Here is a 17,461-nt window from a genome sequence, read left to right as displayed (position 1 = left end):
GCACATCGATCACGAGAGACTATGAACGCGGCAACTGAATTCGATTTGGGTCCCCTCACCTGGGTCAAGGGTGAAATTGATCTGGCGCTGGAACGTGCGGAAGAGGCCTTCGGCCAGTACGTTGCCGAAACCGATGTCACCCGGCTCAAGTTCTGCCGCACGCACGTGCACCAGGTGCACGGCGCCCTGTCCATCATTGGCCTGGATGGCTTGACGCAGGTCACCGAGTCGCTGGAAAGCCTGCTTGATGCCCTCGAGAATGGCAGCCGGACGGTGGACGAGCCGGTGGTGGCCGCGGTTCGTCAGGCGATGGCCGGTATCCGTACCTATCTCGACGAGTTGATGGCCGGCGAGCCGAACCAGCCGCTGCGCTTGTTGCCGGTCTATCTGGGCCTGGCGCAGGCGCGCGGCATTCCGACGGCGCGGGCCAGCGATCTGTTCTTCCCCGATCTCTCGCTGCGTCCGCCCAAGCGGCTGGCCGCGACGCCCAAACTGACGCCGGATGATTTGCGCCAGGTGTTGAAGACCGAGCGCAGCCGCTATCAGAAGGGCCTGCTCAGCTGGCTGACTAAGCCGGACCAGGCCGAAGCCGGGCGCCAGTTGATGATGGACGCCCTGACCAATATCGAGGCCACTCAGGAAACCCAGGCGGCGCGTTCCTTCTGGTGGACGGCGCTGGCCTTCATCGAAGCCCTGAAGGATCCGGCCGTCAATACCGACGGTTCGGTGCGTCAGGTCAGTGCCCGTATCGATCAGCAAATCCGCCGTCTGCTCGAAGGCTCGAACAGTCTGGCCGAGCGCCTGATGCGCGAGGCCCTCTATCACGTGGCCCAGGCGACGGGGGATGCTGGCGGCGTGGTATCCGCGGTGCAATCCACCTTCGGCCTGCCGTCCCAGTTGCCGGCGCCGGATGCGGCCGCCGGCCTCCAGCCGCAGGATGCAGTATTGCGCCGCCTGCGCGAAATCCTGACTGCCGTCGAAGAGCAGTGGAACCGGGTCTGTTCTTCCGGCAGCACGGCCGGCCTGCCGGCCTTCGGCGAGCAGGCCCGCGCCGTCGCGGCGCTGACCGAAGAGATCGGCCAGACCGATCTCAAGCGCCTCGGGCAGGGCCTGGGCGCGGTGGCCAACTGGCTCACCGAGGATGTTTCCCGATTCGGCGATACGGTGGCCATGGAAGTGGCGACTGCCATCCTGCTGCTGCAGAACGCGCAGGAGAGCTTCAAGCGTCTGGGGACCGATTTTGCCCAGCAGGTGGACCTGATGGTGGCCCGCCTGTATGCCTGTATTGCCGGCAAGCCGGCGGCCGATGCGGCGATGCCCGTGCTCGACGAAATGACGCGGCGGGCCCAGGAAAAACTGCTGATCAGCCAGGTCGCCCGCGAAATCCAGAACAATCTGGCCCAGGTCGAGCAGGCGCTCGACGCCTTCTTCCGTGACCCGTCCGGCGAACACGATCTGGCGCTCCTCGACGGTCCGCTCAAGCAGACGGCCGGTGCCCTGGCCATGCTCGGTCACCTCAGCGCCGCAGCCAGCGTGACGGCCTGTGTCGCGCAGATACATGCCCTGGCCGCGCCCGGTTCGGCGCACGCGGCGGAGGATTTCGAGAATGTCGCCGGTCAGCTGTCGACGCTGGGTTTCTTCGTCGATGCCCTGCCCAGCGGCGAAACCGATTTCGATGCCTTCGTGGCGCGCCTGCAGGGCGAGACCGCAGCGCCGGAAGAGGATGACGAAGAACTGGCGGCGCCCGAGCCGACGGTCAGCGTTGAATCCGAACTGGCCCGCCAGGCGCGCGATACCCAGGCCCTGGTCGAAGCGCTGAAGGAGGCGCCGCAGGACGAGCGCCTGCAGGAAGAACTCAAGCAAAACCTCAAGGCCATCCAGCAGGATGCCGATTTGGTCGCCAATCACGAACTCGGCGAAAGCGCCAAGGCTGCCCTGGAAGCGCTGAAGACCGGCGATCTGGGCAGTGGGCAGGTCGATGCCGCGCTGGCGGCGCTCAAGCCGCAGGAGCCGGAACTGCTGCAACCGTCGGCCGAAACCCAGCAGCTGGCCGAGTCGAGCCATGAGGAGATCGACGCCGAACTGCTGTCCATCTTCCTCGAGGAAGCCGAGGAAGTGCTGGCCACCATGGGCGAGCAGAAGGCGGCGCTGGTTGCCGACCCGCACAACGTCGAGGCGTTGACGACGATACGCCGCAATACCCACACCCTGAAGGGCAGCGGCCGAATGGTCGGCTTGAATGATCTGGGCGAAGCGGCCTGGGAGCTCGAACAGACGCTCAATCTGTGGTTGCGTCAGGATCAATGGGCGACCCCGGATCTGATGCAGATGATCGAGGAAGAGCACGCCCTGTTCTCAGCCTGGGTGCTTCATCTGGCCAGCGGCCAAGGGCGGGCGCCCGATGCCTCGGCCGTGGTGGCCCTGGCCGGCCGCCTGCGCGGGGCCGAACCGCTGGCCGCACCGGCCGCCGTTGCCGCGGAGCCGGCACTCGCCGTTGCAGCCATTGCCGAGTCTGCCATCGAGCCTGTTGTCGAGGCGTTTGAGGCTGTCGAGCCGGCAACCGAGAAGGCCATTTCGGTAGCCGAGCCGCTGTTCGATCTATCCGATCTGTCCATAGAAGCGCCGGCAGTGGCCGAAGTGGCTGGCGACGACTTGTTGCTGGAGCCCGCGCTGCCGGACGAGCCGGCGGCAACGCCGTCGCCGATCGATGGATTTGAAATTTCCTTCCCCGACTTTGCGCCGGCACAGGACGAGGCCGTTGTGGGCGAAGCCGTGCCGGAGGCAAGCACCGAGCAGGCCCCGGTGTGCGAAGAACTGGAACTCACCGAATTGCCGGGATTGGCCGAGGAGCCGCGCCAAGAGGTCGTTGAAGAAGCGGTCGTTGAGGAGGTGCCAGCAGAAGTCCTTGCAGAACCGGCTACAGAAGTCGCCGAGGAAGTCGTCGCGGCGGACTTGCCGCCGACCGTGACGGCCTCGCCGACGCTATACGACATTTTCCGCGAAGAGGCGCGCGGCCACCTGCAGACGCTAGTCGATAGCTATGGCCTCCTGGAGGTCGATCCGGCCGGCCCCACCACTTTCGACATGACCCGCGCCGCGCACACGCTGGGCGGCATCGCGGCGACGGTCGGCCTGATGCCCATCCATCATCTGGCCATCGCGCTCGAGCATGCCCTGCTGCGTCGGGACGGCTCGGCCCACCCGGCCAGCATCGAGGGCCTGGAGACGGTGCGCCAGACCATCATCACACTCGAGGACATGTTCGACGGGCTTGCTCGTCAGGAGGAACCGGGCGAGCAGGCGCAATTGATCGACGCGCTGGGCGATGTTTTCCACCCCGCGCCGGTGCTCGAGGAAATCGCCGAGCCGGCGAGCGCCGAGATCATCCAGCTGCCGGGTACCGTCAGCGCCGTGGCGGAGACCGAGGCAACGCCCGAACCGGCTGCCCAGCCGACTCCGGCGCCCGCGCTGCCGCATCTGACGGACGAGCTTGACGAACAACTGCTGCCTATCTTCCTGGAAGAAGCGGTTGACCTGACGCGCGACCTGACGACGCAACTGCGCGCCTGGCGTGCCGATCCGGCGAGCCAGGCGGCGGCGCACGGTATCGCCCGCCTGTTGCACACCTTCAAAGGCAGCGCCCGCATGGCCGGGGCGATGAACCTCGGCGAAGCGACGCACATGTTGGAAGCCCGGGTCGAGGAGGCCATACGCGCCGGTTCGGCGTCGCCAGCCTTTATCGAGGAAATCGAGTCTGGCTGCGACATGCTGGCCCAGGCGGTCGAGCGTCTGCGCGAAGGGCCGCATGAAGCGGTGCCCGTCGGTACGCCAGTTCCGGCCGAAGCCGGCGAAGTGCCGGTCGCCGCAGCGGTCGCCGTACAGCCGACGGCGGTAGCCGAAGGCGAAGCAGAAAGCGATGCCGCGGGCCAGCGCGCCACCTTGCGGGTGCGTGCCGACCTGGTCGATCGGCTGGTCAACGAGGCCGGCGAATTGTCCATTGCCCGGACGCGGATCGAAGGCGAAATGCGCAGCCTGAAAGGCTCGCTGCTCGAACTGACGGAAAACGTCATTCGCCTGCGCCGCCAGTTGCGGGAAATCGAAATCCAGGCCGAAACGCAGATCCAGGCACGGGTCGCCCATACCCCGGACGGTGAGGTCGATTTCGACCCGCTCGAACTGGACCGCTTCACCCGCTTCCAGGAACTGACCCGCTTCATGGCCGAGTCGGTCAACGACGTGGCGACGGTCCAGCAGAACCTGCTCAAGAACCTCGACGACGCCAATGCGGCCATTCTCGCCCAGTCGCGCCTGAACCGCAGCCTGCAGCAGGAGCTGATGGGCGTGCGCATGCTGCCCTTCGCCAGCCAGACCGAACGGCTCTACCGCATCGTGCGCCAGACGGCGAAGGAACTGGGCAAGCGTGCCAACCTCGACATCGTTGGGGGCCAGGTCGATATCGATCGTTCGGTGCTCGACAAGATGCTGGCGCCGCTCGAACACATGCTGCGCAACGCCGTCGCCCACGGTATCGAGACGCGCGAGCAACGTCAGGCAGCCGGCAAGCCGGAGGTCGGTGAAATCACCATCAAGCTGGCCCAGGAAGGCAACGAAATCATTCTCGCCATGTCCGATGACGGCAAGGGGCTGGACAGCGCGCGTATCCGCGCCCGCGCCGAGGCCATGGGCCTGCTCCAGCCGGGACAGCCGATCGATGAGGCCGGCTTGTACGACTTCATCTTCCAGCCCGGTTTCTCGACGGCGGCCGAACTGACCCAACTGGCCGGCCGCGGCGTCGGTATGGACGTGGTCAAGACCGAAGTGTCCGAGCTCGGCGGCCGTATCGAAATTCTGTCCGAAGCCGGCAAGGGGACGACTTTCCGCCTCTATCTGCCGCTGACCCTGGCGGTGACCCAGACGTTACTTGTGCGGGCCGGCAGCCACCTGTATGCGGTGCCGTCGACCATGATCGAGCAGGTCATGGAAATGAAGGAAAAGGGGCTGACCGCCATTCGCGAGCAGAGTGAGGTCAACTGGCAGGGCAATCGCTATCCCTTCCATTTTCTGCCGCATCTGCTCGGCGATGCCGAGGCGGTGCCCGAAGCCCATCGTCAATACTGGGTGCTGCTGCTGCGTTCAGGTTCCCAACGCGTAGCGGTTCTGGTCGATGAGCTGAAAGGCAACCAGGAAGTCGTGGTCAAGAATATCGGCGCGCAGCTGGCGCGGGTGGTCGGTATCGCCGGCGCCACCGTGCTCGGCGATGGCCGCGTTGTGCTGATCCTGAATCCGGTCGCCCTGGCCAGCCGCTCGCCGGTGGTCAGCGTGCAGTCCACCGTTCCAGTGGCGGTGGAGCCGGCGGTTTCCGAAACGGAAAGCCTGCCCACCGTGATGGTGGTCGACGATTCGCTGACCGTGCGCAAGATTACCAGCCGCCTGCTGATGCGCGAAGGCTATCAGGTGATCCTGGCCAAGGATGGCGTCGATGCGCTGGAGCAACTGATCGACGTGATGCCGGACGTGGTCCTGTCCGACATCGAAATGCCGCGCATGGACGGCTTTGATCTGGTGCGCAACATCCGCGCCGACGAACGCCTGCGTGGCTTGCCGATGATCATGATCACGTCGCGGACGGCCGACAAGCACCGCAACTACGCGCTGGAAATCGGGGCCAACCACTATCTCGGCAAGCCTTACGACGAAGCCGAGCTGCTTGATCTGGTCGCCGGCTATACCCAGTCGCACCGGACTCACTGAGCGGCTGGTCAGGCCACTTTCTTGACTACCGAATAACGGGCCAGGGTTTCGTCCCTGGCCTTTTTGTGGTCCACGATCGGTGCCGGGTAGTCTCGGCCGATCACCAACCCGATCGCTTCGTGTTCGAGGCGCCCCATGGTCCACGGGGCGTGGATGTACTTGTTGGGGACCGCTGCCAGTTCCGGCACGTAGCGGCGGATGAACTTGCCTTCCGGGTCGAATTTTTCCGACTGGGTGACCGGATTGAAAATGCGGAAGTAGGGCTGGGCATCACAGCCGCTCGATGCCGCCCACTGCCAGCCGCCATTGTTGGCCGACAGGTCGAAATCGTTGAGTTGCTCAGCGAAATGGCGTTCGCCCAAGCGCCAGTCGATGCCGAGATCCTTGGTCAGGAAGGAGGCGACGACCATGCGTAGGCGGTTGTGCATCCAGCCGCAATGGTTCAATTGGCGCATGGCGGCATCGACCAGCGGGTAGCCGGTGCGCCCCGCCTGCCAGGCGGCAAATCCGGCCGGCCAGTCTACCCAGCGGATGGCGTCGTACTCCGCCTTGAAGGCATGGCCGACGACCTGTGGGAAATGGTCGAGAATCATGAAATAGAAGTCGCGCCAGATCAGTTCGTTGAGCCAGGTACCGGCTTCCTCGGCCAGCGCCGTGCGCACCAGTTCTCGGATTGATACAGTGCCGAAGCGGAGATGGACCGACAGGTACGACACGCCCTTGATCGCAGGGAAGTCGCGCAGCTGACCATAGCGTGCGATGCGCCCGGCACGGAAGTCATCCCACAAGGCCCGGGCGCCGGACATGCCGGGGCGGATGCCTATTTGGTTGAGATCGGCGGGGACGAAGCCGATCTGTTCCAGCGTCGGTACCCCAGCATTTTCTCCCCCGGCCAGTTGCCCGGCGCAGCGCCATTCGGCATGGTCGGTCGGGGTGAGCCGTTTCAGCCAGGCGTTCTTGTACGGCGTGAATACCGTGTAGGGCTTGCCGGACTGGGTCAGGACCTCGTCGCCATCAAAAATCGCCTGATCCTTGCTGGTGTGGAAACTGATACCGCGCTGTTCCAGGGCTTCAGTGACCGCCGCGTCGCGCGCCTTGGCGGCCGGTTCGTAATCGCGATTGGCGAAAACAGCGGCCACGCCCAGCCGGGCGGCGAGGGCCGTGATTTCGTCCACCGCCCGGCCGTGGCGAACGATCAGTCCACCGCCCCGGGCGCGTAGCGCCGCATCGAGCTCGGCCAGCGAGTCGCGGATGAAATGGACGCGCCGATCTCGGCGCGAAGGCAACGTATCGAGAATGTCGGTGTCGAAAACGAATGCGCAATAAACTTGCCGGGCATTGCTCAGGGCCGCGCTGAGGGCGGCGTGGTCGTGATCACGCAGGTCGCGGCGGAACCAGACCAAGGCTTTTTCGTGGTTCATGGTTGGTTTGTACCCCACCGGCGATTAAAATTCTACTTATGGACAACGTCAACCTGACCGACCACTTCCTGATAGCCATGCCGACGCTGGAAGATCCCTATTTTTCCAATGCGCTGGTCTATGTCTGCGAACATAACGAGAACGGCGCGCTCGGCATCATCGTCAATCGCCCGATCGACATGAACGTGGCCGGGCTGTTCGAAAAGATCGACATCAAGCTGGAAGCCGACAGCCTGGCCAACCTACCGGTCTATTTCGGCGGTCCGGTGCAACTCGATCGCGGGTTCGTGCTGCATCGGCCGATCGGCCACTGGCAATCGACACTAGCGGTCAATGGCGATGTCGGGCTCACCAGTTCGCGCGACGTGCTCAGTTCGGTCGGCAAGGACGGCATGCCGTCGGAAATCCTCATTTCGCTCGGTTACGCTGGCTGGGATGCCGGCCAGCTCGAGGATGAACTCGCGCAGAATTCCTGGCTCACGGTGCCGGCCAAGGCCAGCATCCTGTTCGATCTGCCGCCGGAGGAACGCCTGCCGGCCGCGATGCAGAAACTGGGCATCAGCTTTACCCAACTTTCCGACGTAGCCGGACACGCCTGAACTCGTGGGGACGGTCTTAGCCTTCGACTTCGGCGAAAAACGCATCGGCGTGGCGACCGGCGAAACCCTGCTCGGCAGCGCCCATCCGTTGACCGTCATCCATGCCGAATCGAACGACGATCGCTTTGCCGCCATCGGCAAGTTGATTGCCGAATGGCAGCCGGAGCGCTTGGTGGTTGGCCTGCCCACCCATGCCGACGGCACGCCGCACGAAATGACCCGGCTGGCCAACAAATTTGGCGAACGTCTGGTAAGGCGCTTCAATTTGCCGGTTTCCTACGCCGATGAGCGTTTGACTTCGCTCGATGCCGAAGCGCGCCTGCGCGAAACCGGCCGCAACAGCAAGACCGCCAAACCGCTACTCGATGCGGTGGCCGCCCAACTCATTCTCCAAACCTGGTTCGAAAGTGCGCAGCATGCCATCCCTACCCAACCCTCTGCCTGATGCCGAGACCCAGTGTCGCCAGCTGGCCGACCTGATCCGTCCGCAACTGTCCAAGAATCCAGCGCTGGTGGGCATTTACAGCGGCGGCGCCTGGATCGCCGAGCGCCTGAAGGAATTGCTCGGTCTGGCCGACGATGTCGGACTGATCGACGTTTCCTTCTACCGCGACGATTTTTCGGCCAAGGGCCTGCATCCGCAATGCCGGCCGACGGTGATTCCTTTCGATGTCGAAGGGCGCCACATCATCCTGGTTGATGACGTGCTGTACACCGGCCGCACGACGCGCGCTGCCATCAACGAGCTGTTCGACTACGGTCGCCCGGCGGCCGTCGAACTGGCCGTGCTCGCCGACCGTGGCGGTCGCGAGTTGCCGGTGGCCGCCACCTACGGCATCTGGGATGTCCCGCTCGGCGCGGGGCAGAGCCTGGTTCTCGAACGCAAGGATGACGGTCAACTCGCCTGGAGGCTGGAGCATGCATAACCCGCAGTTGAACAAGAACGGCGAACTCGCCCACCTGCTGTCCATCGAAGGCCTGCCCCAGGGCATCCTGACCCAGATCCTCGATACCGCCGCTTCCTTCATGGAGGTTTCGGCCCGTGACGTGAAGAAGGTGCCGCTGCTGCGCGGCAAGAGCGTCTTCAACCTGTTTTTCGAAAATTCGACGCGTACCCGCACCACCTTCGAAATCGCCGCCAAGCGCCTGTCGGCCGACGTCATCAACCTCGACATCAACAAGTCATCGACGGCCAAAGGCGAAACCCTGCTCGACACCATCGACAATCTGGTGGCCATGCATGCCAACCTGTTTGTCGTGCGCCACGCCTCGAGCGGCGCGCCCTTTCTGATCGCCGAGCACCTACAACGCATCGGCCGCGACGACGTGCATGTGGTCAATGCCGGCGACGGCCGCCACGCGCACCCGACGCAGGGCCTGCTCGACATGTACACCATCCGCCACTACAAGAAGGACTTCACGCAACTGCGCGTCGCCATCGTCGGCGACATCCTGCATTCGCGCGTCGCCCGTTCCGACATCCACGCGCTGACCACGCTGGGCGTGCCGGAAGTCCGCGCCATCGGTCCGGAAACCCTGTTGCCCAAGCATCTCGACAAGCTCGGCGTGCATGTCTTCCACGACATGAACGAAGGCCTCAAGGATTGTGACGTGGTCATCATGCTGCGCCTGCAGAACGAACGGATGAGCGGCGCGCTGTTGCCGTCGGCCGGCGAGTACTTCCGCCACTATGGCCTCACGCCGCAGAAGCTGGCGCTGGCCAAGCCGGACGCCATCGTGATGCACCCGGGGCCGATGAATCGGGGCGTCGAGATCCATTCCGCCGTGGCTGACGGCGAGCAGGCCGTGATCCTGCCCCAGGTCACTTTCGGCATCGCGGTTCGCATGGCCGTCATGAGCATCGTTGCAGGGAACTGAACATGAACATCGTTATTGAGAACGGCCGCGTCATCGATCCGAAGAACGGCGTCGACCGCCGCACTGCGCTGTACATCGCCGGTGGCAAGGTGGCCGGTATCGGCGAACCTCCCGTCGGTTTTGTCGCCGAACAGAGCATCGACGCAACTGGCTGCGTGGTGTGCCCCGGCTTGATCGACCTCGGCGCCCGCCTGAATTCCATCGAAGCCGAACTGGCCGCCGCCGTCGCTGGCGGCGTGACCAGCGTCGTCGTGCCGCCGGATGCCGATCCGCCGCTCGACGAGCCGGAACTGGCCGACCGCCTGGTGCATCGCGCCAAGGAAATCGGCAAGGCGCGCGTCCTGCCGCTCGGTGCCCTGACCCTGGGCCTCAACGGCGAACGCCTGGCCGAGCTGGCCGGCCTTAAGAAAGCCGGCTGCGTGGCCTTTTCGCAGGCCAACAAGACGGTGGTCGATACCGAAGCGCTGCTGCGCGCCATGGAATACGCTGCCACCTTCGGTTTTGCCGTCTGGTTGCAGCCGCAGGACCACTGGCTGGCGCGCAACGGCATCGCGCACGAAGGCGAAGTGGCCAGCCGTCTCGGCCTGGCCGGCATTCCCGTCGCCGCCGAAACCATCGCCATCGGCACCATCATCCAGCTGGTGCGCGACACCGGATGCCGCGTGCACCTGACCCGCATCTCGTCGGCGGCCGGCATGGCCCTGGTGCACCGGGCGCAGCACGACGGCCTGCCGATCAGCTGCGACGTCGGCGTGCACCATCTGCTGCTCACCGAAAACGACATCGGCTTCTTTAACCCGCATGCCCGCTTCAACCCGCCGCTGCGCGCGCAGAGCGACCGCCGGGCCTTGTCGGAAGCCGTCGTCGCCGGCTGGGCGGCGATCTGCTCGGACCACACGCCGGTCGGCGCCGACGACAAGCTGCTGCCCTTCGGCGAAGCCAAGCCGGGTGCCACCGGTCTCGAAGTCCTGCTGCCGCTGACCCTGAAATGGGCTGAAGCTGCCGGGGTCGATCTGCCGACGGCGCTGGCCCGCATCACGTCGGCCCCGGCTGAGGTGCTCGGCCTGGCATCGGGGCAACTGGCGGTCGGGGCGGTAGCCGATGTCTGTATCTTCGATCCGGAAGCCACCTGGCAACTGACCCCGGAAGCCCTGAAGAGCCGGGGCAAGAATTCGCCATGGACCGGCTACATGATGACCGGCAAGGTCAGGACGACGCTTGTGGCCGGCCGCACGGTCTATCAGCAGGGCTGAGTTCTCGCCCGAGAGCAAGAAACGGCGGGATTTCCCGCCGTTTTTCATTGGGCTTTGGCGGCACGTTCAGTTGTCATCGGGCATCGCCTGGCGGTCCGGTACGGGCGGTTCCGGCAGCGGGATGGCCTGCGGCGGGGCGTCGAGCGTCATCGCGTGCGTGACGGTCTGCGGCAGGCTGCCTTCGATCTGCTCGAAGATGTGGTAAATGCCGGCGCTGACCGCGCTGTCGGGGTCGTCCATTAGAATTTTCCACATGTCGTCCTGGGCGGCGTTCAGGGTTTCGCGCAGGGCGATTTCGATGTCCTGGCGCTTGGCCTCGTGCCAGAGGACGCCCAGGGCCACGGCGCCGACCGAGATGACCGAGCCGACGACACCGCCGATCAGTGTCGACGTGGCGCCTGCACCGCCGCTGATCGCCAGCTGGTTGAGCAGCTTTTCGCTGATGCGGCGGGCGACCGGCGATATCCGCGTTTTGCTCAGGCCGACGCCATCGTTGTTGCCGGCCTCGCGGATGCGTTTGAGCAGGGCGAGGTAAGCCGGCAGGGAATCGATCGGGTCGGTGGCTACGATGTCGTTGAGGGAGGCGCCCGGTGCCGGTGGCGGACTCAGGGCAATGGCCCGGATGCCGTTGAGGCGTTCGGCAAATTGCGCTTCCGGGATGCCATGGCGTGACGGGATGGGGCGCAGGCCCTGGCGCAGATGCTGGATGAACAGTTTGGTCGATTGCCCGACCAGCGAAACGGGATCGACTTCCCGAGCCACCGGAGCGAGAACCCGCTCGTAATACTGTTCCTGCAGGTAGGCGGCCAACCGGTCCTCCGCCTGGCTATCCCCTTCGCCCGCATTCAGCTTGTACCAGGCAACTTTGACGGTCAACCATTGCTGGGTCGTGTAGCTGGAAAACCACGGGATGAAGTCGGTTTCGGCGCGATCCGCCGCCAGTTGCCGCCAGTGTTCCATTTGCCGGCGGGCGAAGCTGGTTGCCTGGGCTCTGGCGGCGACCGCCTCGCCGAGGATTTCATGATCGACCTGTTGCCAGACCTGCTCCGGGATCTGCACCGGCGCCGGAGCCCGGAGCGGGGCCGGCGGCTGCGTCGCGCAGCCTGCCAGAGCAAGCATCAAGGCAAGGCACAGCAGGCGCAGAAAGGGGATCATGGGCGCGACCTTTCGGGGAGGTTTTCAGCCACCGGGCTAACCTCTTCCCTTTCCAGCATAGCGCATGAACTGCGCCAGCCCCAGCCGCCAATCAGACGTTGGTGGCGGCTAGGGCGGCGATGACCGTGGGCGCGGCGCCGACGACTTCCAGCACCTTGCGCCGCGAAGCCTGGCCGCTTTTCAGTACGACGGCCGATCTGGTCAGGCCCAGTGTTTCGGCCATGAACTTGACCAGAGCGTCGTTGGCCTTGCCGTCCACCGGCGGGGCGGCGAGGCGGATTTTCAGGGCATCGCCGTGCAGCCCGGCGAATTCGGTCTTTTTCGCGCCGGGCTGGATGTGCAGGGTCAAGGTGATGCGGCCGTCGCCGGCTACCCGATACCAGTCGCTCACAGGAACATCAGGGCGACCTGCAGCAGCAGGATGGCGACCAGCGGCGACAGGTCGATGCCGGAGATGGTCGGCAGGATGCGGCGGATCGGGTCGAGGATGGGGCGCGTCAGCTGGTAGGCCGGTGCCGCCAACGGCGAATAGGGGTTGATCCACGATAGCACGGCCTGCAGGATCAGCGCGCCGATCAGGATGTACACGGCGAGGCGCAGCACGGCGCGGACAGCGAACCACAGGACCATCAGGGCGACCGTGCCGCCATCGGCGTTGAGGGCCGGGCCGGCCAGGCCGATGAGCACGCCAGAGAGGGCCAGTTGTACGGCGAGGGCGGCGAGCAGGCTGGCCCAGTCATAGCCGCCGATGCCGGGAATGACGCTGCGCAGCGGCTTGACCGCCCAGTTGGTCAGCTTGACGACGAAATCGCCGATCTGCCCGGCGAACGACACGCGCATGGCCTGCATCATGAAACGGAGCAGGAACAGCGTGCAGAAGAAGCTGGCGACGGCATCGAGCAGGAAAGCGATGGCCTGCATCAGCCGGCTCCGAGGATTTTGCCGAGTTCCTGGCCGCGCGCTTCGGCCGCCTTGCAGCCGGCGACGATCCCTTCCTTGACGCCCTTCTCGGCCATCACCTTGAGCGCGGCTTCGGTGGTGCCGCCCTTGGATGTGACGCGCTCGCGCAGGGTGGAGGCCGGCTCGCTCGACAGGGCAGCCAGCGCGGCGGCACCGTGGACGGTCTCGATAGCCAGCTGGCGTCCCTGTTCCGGCGTGAAGCCGAGTTCGGCAGCGGCCTGCTGCAGGGCTTCGATGAACAGGAAGACATAGGCCGGGCCGCTGCCGGAAATGGCGGTGACGCCGTCGATCTTCGCTTCGTCGTCGATCCACACCGTGGTGCCGACGGCCTTCAGTACGCGGTCGGCGGCAGCGCGCTGTTCGGCGCTGACTTCAGGCCGGGCGCACAGGCCGGTGATGCCGGCGCCGATCAGGGCCGGGGTGTTGGGCATGCAGCGGACGATGGTGCGATGGCCGCCCAACCAGCGCGACAGCGCCGCCATGTCGAGGCCGGCGGCAATGCTGATGACCAGTGCATTGCCAAGCTTTCCCGCGAGCGGGGCGACGGCTTCCTTCATCTGCTGCGGCTTGACGGCGAGGACCAGGATGTCGGGCGAAGCCGGCGCGGTTTCGGCGCCGGCGTGGCAGGTCACGCCATAGCTGGCGGCCAGCTTGGCGCGTGCTTCGGCGCCGAGGTCGATGACGTCGATGTCGGTGGCCGCAAAGCCTTGCTTGACCATGCCGCCGATCAGGGCATTGGCCATGTTGCCGCCGCCGAGGAAAACGATTTTCATGCGTAGTTTCTTTCACCAAAAATGGCCGTGCCGATGCGGACGATGGTCGCCCCTTCGGCCACGGCAGCTTCGAGATCGTGGGACATGCCCATGGACAGGGTATCGAGCGGTAGGCCGGCGGCCCGGATCTGCTCGCTCAGTTGGCGCAATTGCCGGAAAGGCTGGCGCTGGGCGAGTGGGTCGTCGACCGGCTCGGGGATGGCCATCAGGCCGCGCAACTGCAGGCCGGGCAGGGCGGCGACGGCACGGCACAGGGCGAGCGCTTCGTCCGGCGTACAGCCGCTTTTACTCGCCTCGCCGGAAACATTGACCTGGACGCAGACCTGCAGCGGGCGCAGGTAGGTCGGCCGTTGCGCCGACAGGCGTTCGGCGATCTTCAGCCGTTCGATGGAATGCACCCAGTCGAAATGCTCGGCGACCGGCTTGGTCTTGTTGCTCTGCAGCGGGCCGATGAAATGCCATTCCAGATGGCGCCCGGAGATGGCGGCAATCTTGTCGACGCCTTCCTGCACGTAGTTTTCGCCGAAGGCGCGTTGCCCGGCCTCGGCGGCATCGACCACGCAGGACAGCGGCCAGGTCTTGCTGACGGCGAGCAGGCGCACGGATTCCGGTGAACGGCCGACAGCCGCTGCTGCGTGGGAAATCCGGGCCTGCACGGCTTGCAGGTTGTCGGCGATTGCGCTCATAATCCTTTTGGAATTAACAACAATTCAAGTATATCGCGCGCCGAGGACGATCCGCATGGACATCACCGAACTGCTGGCCTTCAGTGTCAAGAACAAGGCCTCCGATCTTCACCTGTCGTCCGGCCTGCCGCCGATGATCCGCGTCCATGGCGACGTCCGCCGCATCAACCTGCCGGCGATGGAGCACAAGGATGTGCACGGCATGGTGTACGACATCATGAACGACGGCCAGCGCAAGGTGTATGAAGAGACGCTGGAATGCGACTTCTCCTTCGAAATCCCCAATCTGGCGCGTTTCCGGGTCAATGCCTTCAACCAGCAGCGCGGCGCCGGCGCCGTCTTCCGGACCATTCCGTCCAAGGTGCTGACCCTGGAGGAGCTGAACGCCCCGAAGATATTCAAGGAAATTTCCGAGTATCCACGCGGCATCGTGCTGGTCACCGGGCCGACCGGTTCCGGCAAGTCGACGACGCTGGCCGGCATGGTCAACCACATCAACGAGAACGAGTACGGCCACATCCTGACCGTCGAGGACCCGATCGAATTCGTCCATGAAGCCAAGAAGTGCCTGATCAACCAGCGCGAAGTCGGGCCGCATACGCTGTCGTTCGCCAACGCCCTGCGTTCGGCCCTGCGCGAAGACCCGGACGTCATCCTGGTCGGCGAAATGCGCGACCTGGAGACCATCCGCCTGGCGCTGACCGCGGCCGAAACCGGCCACCTGGTGTTCGGCACCCTGCACACCTCGTCGGCCGCCAAGACTATCGACCGCGTGGTCGACGTCTTTCCGGCGGCGGAAAAGGAAATGGTCCGCTCGATGCTGTCGGAATCGCTGCGTGCGGTCATCTCGCAGACCCTGTTGAAGACCAAGGACGGTAGCGGCCGGGTCGCGGCGCACGAAATCATGATCGGCACGCCGGCCATCCGCAACCTGATTCGCGAGAACAAGATTGCCCAGATGTATTCGGCGATTCAGACCGGCCAGAATTTCGGCATGCAGACGCTCGATCAGAACCTGATCGACCTGGTGCGGCGCAACGTGGTGTCGAGTGCCGAAGCGCGTTTCCGCGCGGCCAACAAGGATGCCTTCCCGGCTTGATCCGGGGACTGACAGAACAGACGAGGGGAAAGTATGGAACGCGATCAGGCAATGAAATTCATGCACGATCTTCTGCGCCTGATGGCGCAGAAGAAAGGCTCCGACCTTTTCATCACCGCCGGCTTTCCTCCGGCGATCAAGATCGACGGCAAAATCACGCCGGTGTCGAACCAGGTGCTGACCTCGCAACATACGGCCGAACTGGCGCGTTCGATCATGAACGACCGCCAGGCCGCCGAATTCGAAGCGACCAAGGAATGCAACTTCGCCATTTCGCCGCAGGGCATCGGCCGTTTCCGGGTCAATACGCTGGTCCAGCAGGGGCGCGTCGGGGTCGTCTGCCGGACGATCAACATGACCATCCCGACCCTCGATGAACTGCAATTGCCGCCGGTGCTCAAGGATCTGGCGATGACCAAGCGCGGCCTGATCATCTTCGTCGGTGGCACCGGCACCGGCAAAACCACCTCGCTGGCGGCGCTGGTCGATTATCGCAACGAAAACTCGTACGGCCACATCATCACCATCGAGGACCCGATCGAATACGTGCACGACCACAAGAACTGCATCGTCACGCAGCGCGAGGTCGGCGTCGATACCGACGACTGGGGGCCGGCGCTGAAGAACACGCTGCGTCAGGCGCCGGACGTCATCCTGATGGGCGAAATCCGCGACCGCGACACCATGGACTACGCCATCGCCTTCGCCGAAACCGGCCACCTGGCGCTGGCTACGCTGCACGCCAACAGTTCCAACCAGGCCATCGACCGCATCATCAACTTCTTCCCGGAAGAGCGCCGCTCGCAACTGTTGATGGACCTGTCGCTGAACCTGCGCGCCATGGTCTCGCAGCGCCTGATTCCCAAGAAGGACGGTAAGGGGCGGATGGCGGCGATCGAGGTGATGCTCAATTCGCCGCTGATCTCCGACCTGATCTTCAAGGGAGAGGTGCACGAGATCAAGGAAATCATGAAGAAGTCGCGCGAACTCGGCATGCAGACCTTCGACCAGGCGCTGTTCGACCTCTACGAGGCCGGCAAGATCACCTACGAGGATGCTCTGCGCAATGCCGACTCGCTGAACGACCTGCGCCTGCAGATCAAGCTGCACGGCAAGGAGTCGAAGGACCGCGACTTGACCACCGGTATCGGTCATCTCGATATCGTTTGATCCGCTGCAAGGAGAACGCCATGCCTCGCCTGCTGAGAACTGTTTTCGTCTTTTTCATGAGCATGGCGGCAGCGCTAGCGCACGCCGGGGCACTCGATGCCATCTCGTCGGGCGACGCCTCGGCTGGGGTCAAGGAAGCCCTGAGCAAGGGCGCCGACTATGCAGTTTCGTCGCTCGGCAGGAATGGCGGCTTCCTCGGCAACGACAAGGTGAAGATTCCTTTGCCCGGCTATCTGCAGAAGGCCGATTCGGCGCTGCGCATGTTCGGCCTGGGCAAGCAGGCGGACCAGTTGGTCGAAACCATGAACCACGCCGCCGAGAACGCGGTGGCGGTGGCCAAGCCGGTGCTGACCGATTCGATCAAGAAAATGAGCGTGCAGGACGCCAAGGGCATCCTGACGGGCGGTGACGACAGCGTGACCCAGTACTTCAAGCGCACGTCGACCGACCAGCTGACGGCCAAGTTCATGCCTATCGTGAAGACTGAAACCCAGAAGCTGCAACTGGCCGACCAGTACAACAAGCTGGCCGGCAAGGCGGCGAGCGCCGGGCTGGTGGACAAGAAAGACGCCGACATCGACAGCTATGTCACCCAGAAGGCGATGGACGGCTTGTTCCTGATGATCGCCGAGGAAGAGAAGAAGCTGCGGGCCAATCCGGTGGGCGCCGGCAGCGATTTGCTGAAGAAGGTTTTCGGGGCGCTCTAAAGCTTTGGC

At 64.6% G+C, this 17,461-nt stretch carries 15 protein-coding genes; 9 read left to right on the top strand and 6 right to left on the bottom strand.

Annotated elements, in window-relative coordinates; translation table 11 throughout:
- Window positions 1-21 precede the first annotated feature (21 nt).
- A complete protein-coding gene (locus tag LZ012_RS00690) occupies window positions 22-5,751 on the top strand; it encodes an Hpt domain-containing protein (RefSeq protein ID WP_275706503.1) in 5,730 nt (1,909 codons plus the stop codon).
- An 8-nt stretch (window positions 5,752-5,759) separates the two neighbouring features.
- On the opposite strand, the gene LZ012_RS00685 is transcribed toward LZ012_RS00690, so the two are convergent.
- Window positions 5,760-7,172, bottom strand: a complete 1,413-nt coding sequence (locus LZ012_RS00685; protein WP_275706500.1) for a cryptochrome/photolyase family protein — start codon at window positions 7,170-7,172, stop codon at window positions 5,760-5,762.
- Window positions 7,173-7,210: 38 nt separating this feature from the next.
- On the opposite strand from LZ012_RS00685, the gene LZ012_RS00680 reads away from it, so the two are divergent.
- From LZ012_RS00680 to LZ012_RS00660, 5 genes are read left to right on the top strand one after another with little or no spacing between them, the layout of a single operon-like run.
- Window positions 7,211-7,771 carry a YqgE/AlgH family protein gene (locus LZ012_RS00680; protein ID WP_275706498.1) on the top strand — a complete coding sequence of 187 codons (561 nt, stop codon included), beginning with the start codon at window positions 7,211-7,213 and terminating at the stop codon, window positions 7,769-7,771.
- Between the two features lie 4 nt (window positions 7,772-7,775).
- Window positions 7,776-8,216, top strand: coding sequence for a Holliday junction resolvase RuvX (gene ruvX, locus LZ012_RS00675; RefSeq protein WP_275706495.1), 441 nt, complete (start codon window positions 7,776-7,778; stop codon window positions 8,214-8,216).
- Window positions 8,188-8,697, top strand: a complete 510-nt coding sequence (gene pyrR / locus LZ012_RS00670) for a bifunctional pyr operon transcriptional regulator/uracil phosphoribosyltransferase PyrR (RefSeq protein ID WP_275706493.1) — start codon at window positions 8,188-8,190, stop codon at window positions 8,695-8,697. Before ruvX ends, pyrR begins: the two co-directional genes overlap by 29 nt.
- Window positions 8,690-9,649: an aspartate carbamoyltransferase catalytic subunit gene (locus LZ012_RS00665; protein WP_275706491.1), complete on the top strand. Its 960-nt coding sequence runs from the start codon at window positions 8,690-8,692 to the stop codon at window positions 9,647-9,649. Before pyrR ends, LZ012_RS00665 begins: the two co-directional genes overlap by 8 nt.
- A 2-nt stretch (window positions 9,650-9,651) precedes the next feature.
- The gene (locus LZ012_RS00660) at window positions 9,652-10,902 is read left to right on the top strand and encodes a dihydroorotase (RefSeq protein WP_275706489.1); all 1,251 of its coding nucleotides are present in this window, start codon (window positions 9,652-9,654) and stop codon (window positions 10,900-10,902) included.
- 66 nt (window positions 10,903-10,968) lie between these two features.
- Here LZ012_RS00660 and LZ012_RS00655 read toward each other — a convergent pair whose 3' ends face one another.
- The 5 genes from LZ012_RS00655 to LZ012_RS00635 form a co-directional block, all read right to left on the bottom strand.
- Window positions 10,969-12,057 carry a hypothetical protein gene (locus tag LZ012_RS00655; protein WP_275706487.1) on the bottom strand — a complete coding sequence of 363 codons (1,089 nt, stop codon included), beginning with the start codon at window positions 12,055-12,057 and terminating at the stop codon, window positions 10,969-10,971.
- Between the two features lie 91 nt (window positions 12,058-12,148).
- Window positions 12,149-12,448, bottom strand: coding sequence for a DUF167 domain-containing protein (locus LZ012_RS00650; protein ID WP_275706485.1), 300 nt, complete (start codon window positions 12,446-12,448; stop codon window positions 12,149-12,151).
- Window positions 12,445-12,978 (bottom strand): YggT family protein, encoded by a 534-nt coding sequence (locus LZ012_RS00645; RefSeq protein WP_275706483.1) that lies wholly within the window; start codon window positions 12,976-12,978, stop codon window positions 12,445-12,447. The genes LZ012_RS00650 and LZ012_RS00645 overlap by 4 nt, the downstream gene beginning before the upstream one ends.
- Window positions 12,978-13,790, bottom strand: coding sequence for a pyrroline-5-carboxylate reductase (gene proC / locus LZ012_RS00640; RefSeq protein ID WP_275706481.1), 813 nt, complete (start codon window positions 13,788-13,790; stop codon window positions 12,978-12,980). Before proC ends, LZ012_RS00645 begins: the two co-directional genes overlap by 1 nt.
- Window positions 13,787-14,476, bottom strand: a complete 690-nt coding sequence (locus LZ012_RS00635; RefSeq protein WP_275706479.1) for a YggS family pyridoxal phosphate-dependent enzyme — start codon at window positions 14,474-14,476, stop codon at window positions 13,787-13,789. The genes proC and LZ012_RS00635 overlap by 4 nt, the downstream gene beginning before the upstream one ends.
- Before the next feature lie 55 nt (window positions 14,477-14,531).
- On the opposite strand from LZ012_RS00635, the gene LZ012_RS00630 reads away from it, so the two are divergent.
- The 3 genes from LZ012_RS00630 to LZ012_RS00620 are packed head-to-tail and all read left to right on the top strand — an operon-like array spanning window position 14,532 to window position 17,452.
- Window positions 14,532-15,575 carry a type IV pilus twitching motility protein PilT gene (locus LZ012_RS00630; protein WP_275706477.1) on the top strand — a complete coding sequence of 348 codons (1,044 nt, stop codon included), beginning with the start codon at window positions 14,532-14,534 and terminating at the stop codon, window positions 15,573-15,575.
- Between the two features lie 33 nt (window positions 15,576-15,608).
- A complete protein-coding gene (locus LZ012_RS00625; protein ID WP_275706475.1) occupies window positions 15,609-16,745 on the top strand; it encodes a PilT/PilU family type 4a pilus ATPase in 1,137 nt (378 codons plus the stop codon).
- A 20-nt stretch (window positions 16,746-16,765) separates the two neighbouring features.
- Window positions 16,766-17,452: a DUF4197 domain-containing protein gene (locus LZ012_RS00620; protein WP_275706473.1), complete on the top strand. Its 687-nt coding sequence runs from the start codon at window positions 16,766-16,768 to the stop codon at window positions 17,450-17,452.
- Window positions 17,453-17,461 lie beyond the last annotated feature (9 nt).

This window comes from Dechloromonas hankyongensis (assembly GCF_022012295.1).
GTDB classification, from domain to species: domain Bacteria; phylum Pseudomonadota; class Gammaproteobacteria; order Burkholderiales; family Rhodocyclaceae; genus Azonexus; species Azonexus hankyongensis.
This window is presented reverse-complemented; position numbering and strand designations above follow the sequence as displayed.

What these genes read in the sequence shown, in the direction of transcription:
- proC (WP_275706481.1), bottom strand. Translation starts at nt 13,790, where the DNA reads ATGAAAATCGTTTTCCTCGGCGGCGGCAACATGGCCAATGCCCTGATC.
- LZ012_RS00660 (WP_275706489.1), top strand. Translation starts at nt 9,652, where the DNA reads ATGAACATCGTTATTGAGAACGGCCGCGTCATCGATCCGAAGAACGGC.
- LZ012_RS00645 (WP_275706483.1), bottom strand. Translation starts at nt 12,978, where the DNA reads ATGCAGGCCATCGCTTTCCTGCTCGATGCCGTCGCCAGCTTCTTCTGC.
- LZ012_RS00630 (WP_275706477.1), top strand. Translation starts at nt 14,532, where the DNA reads ATGGACATCACCGAACTGCTGGCCTTCAGTGTCAAGAACAAGGCCTCC.
- LZ012_RS00620 (WP_275706473.1), top strand. Translation starts at nt 16,766, where the DNA reads ATGCCTCGCCTGCTGAGAACTGTTTTCGTCTTTTTCATGAGCATGGCG.
- pyrR (WP_275706493.1), top strand. Translation starts at nt 8,188, where the DNA reads ATGCCATCCCTACCCAACCCTCTGCCTGATGCCGAGACCCAGTGTCGC.
- LZ012_RS00690 (WP_275706503.1), top strand. Translation starts at nt 22, where the DNA reads ATGAACGCGGCAACTGAATTCGATTTGGGTCCCCTCACCTGGGTCAAG.
- LZ012_RS00625 (WP_275706475.1), top strand. Translation starts at nt 15,609, where the DNA reads ATGGAACGCGATCAGGCAATGAAATTCATGCACGATCTTCTGCGCCTG.
- LZ012_RS00635 (WP_275706479.1), bottom strand. Translation starts at nt 14,476, where the DNA reads ATGAGCGCAATCGCCGACAACCTGCAAGCCGTGCAGGCCCGGATTTCC.
- LZ012_RS00655 (WP_275706487.1), bottom strand. Translation starts at nt 12,057, where the DNA reads ATGATCCCCTTTCTGCGCCTGCTGTGCCTTGCCTTGATGCTTGCTCTG.
- LZ012_RS00680 (WP_275706498.1), top strand. Translation starts at nt 7,211, where the DNA reads ATGGACAACGTCAACCTGACCGACCACTTCCTGATAGCCATGCCGACG.
- LZ012_RS00685 (WP_275706500.1), bottom strand. Translation starts at nt 7,172, where the DNA reads ATGAACCACGAAAAAGCCTTGGTCTGGTTCCGCCGCGACCTGCGTGAT.
- LZ012_RS00665 (WP_275706491.1), top strand. Translation starts at nt 8,690, where the DNA reads ATGCATAACCCGCAGTTGAACAAGAACGGCGAACTCGCCCACCTGCTG.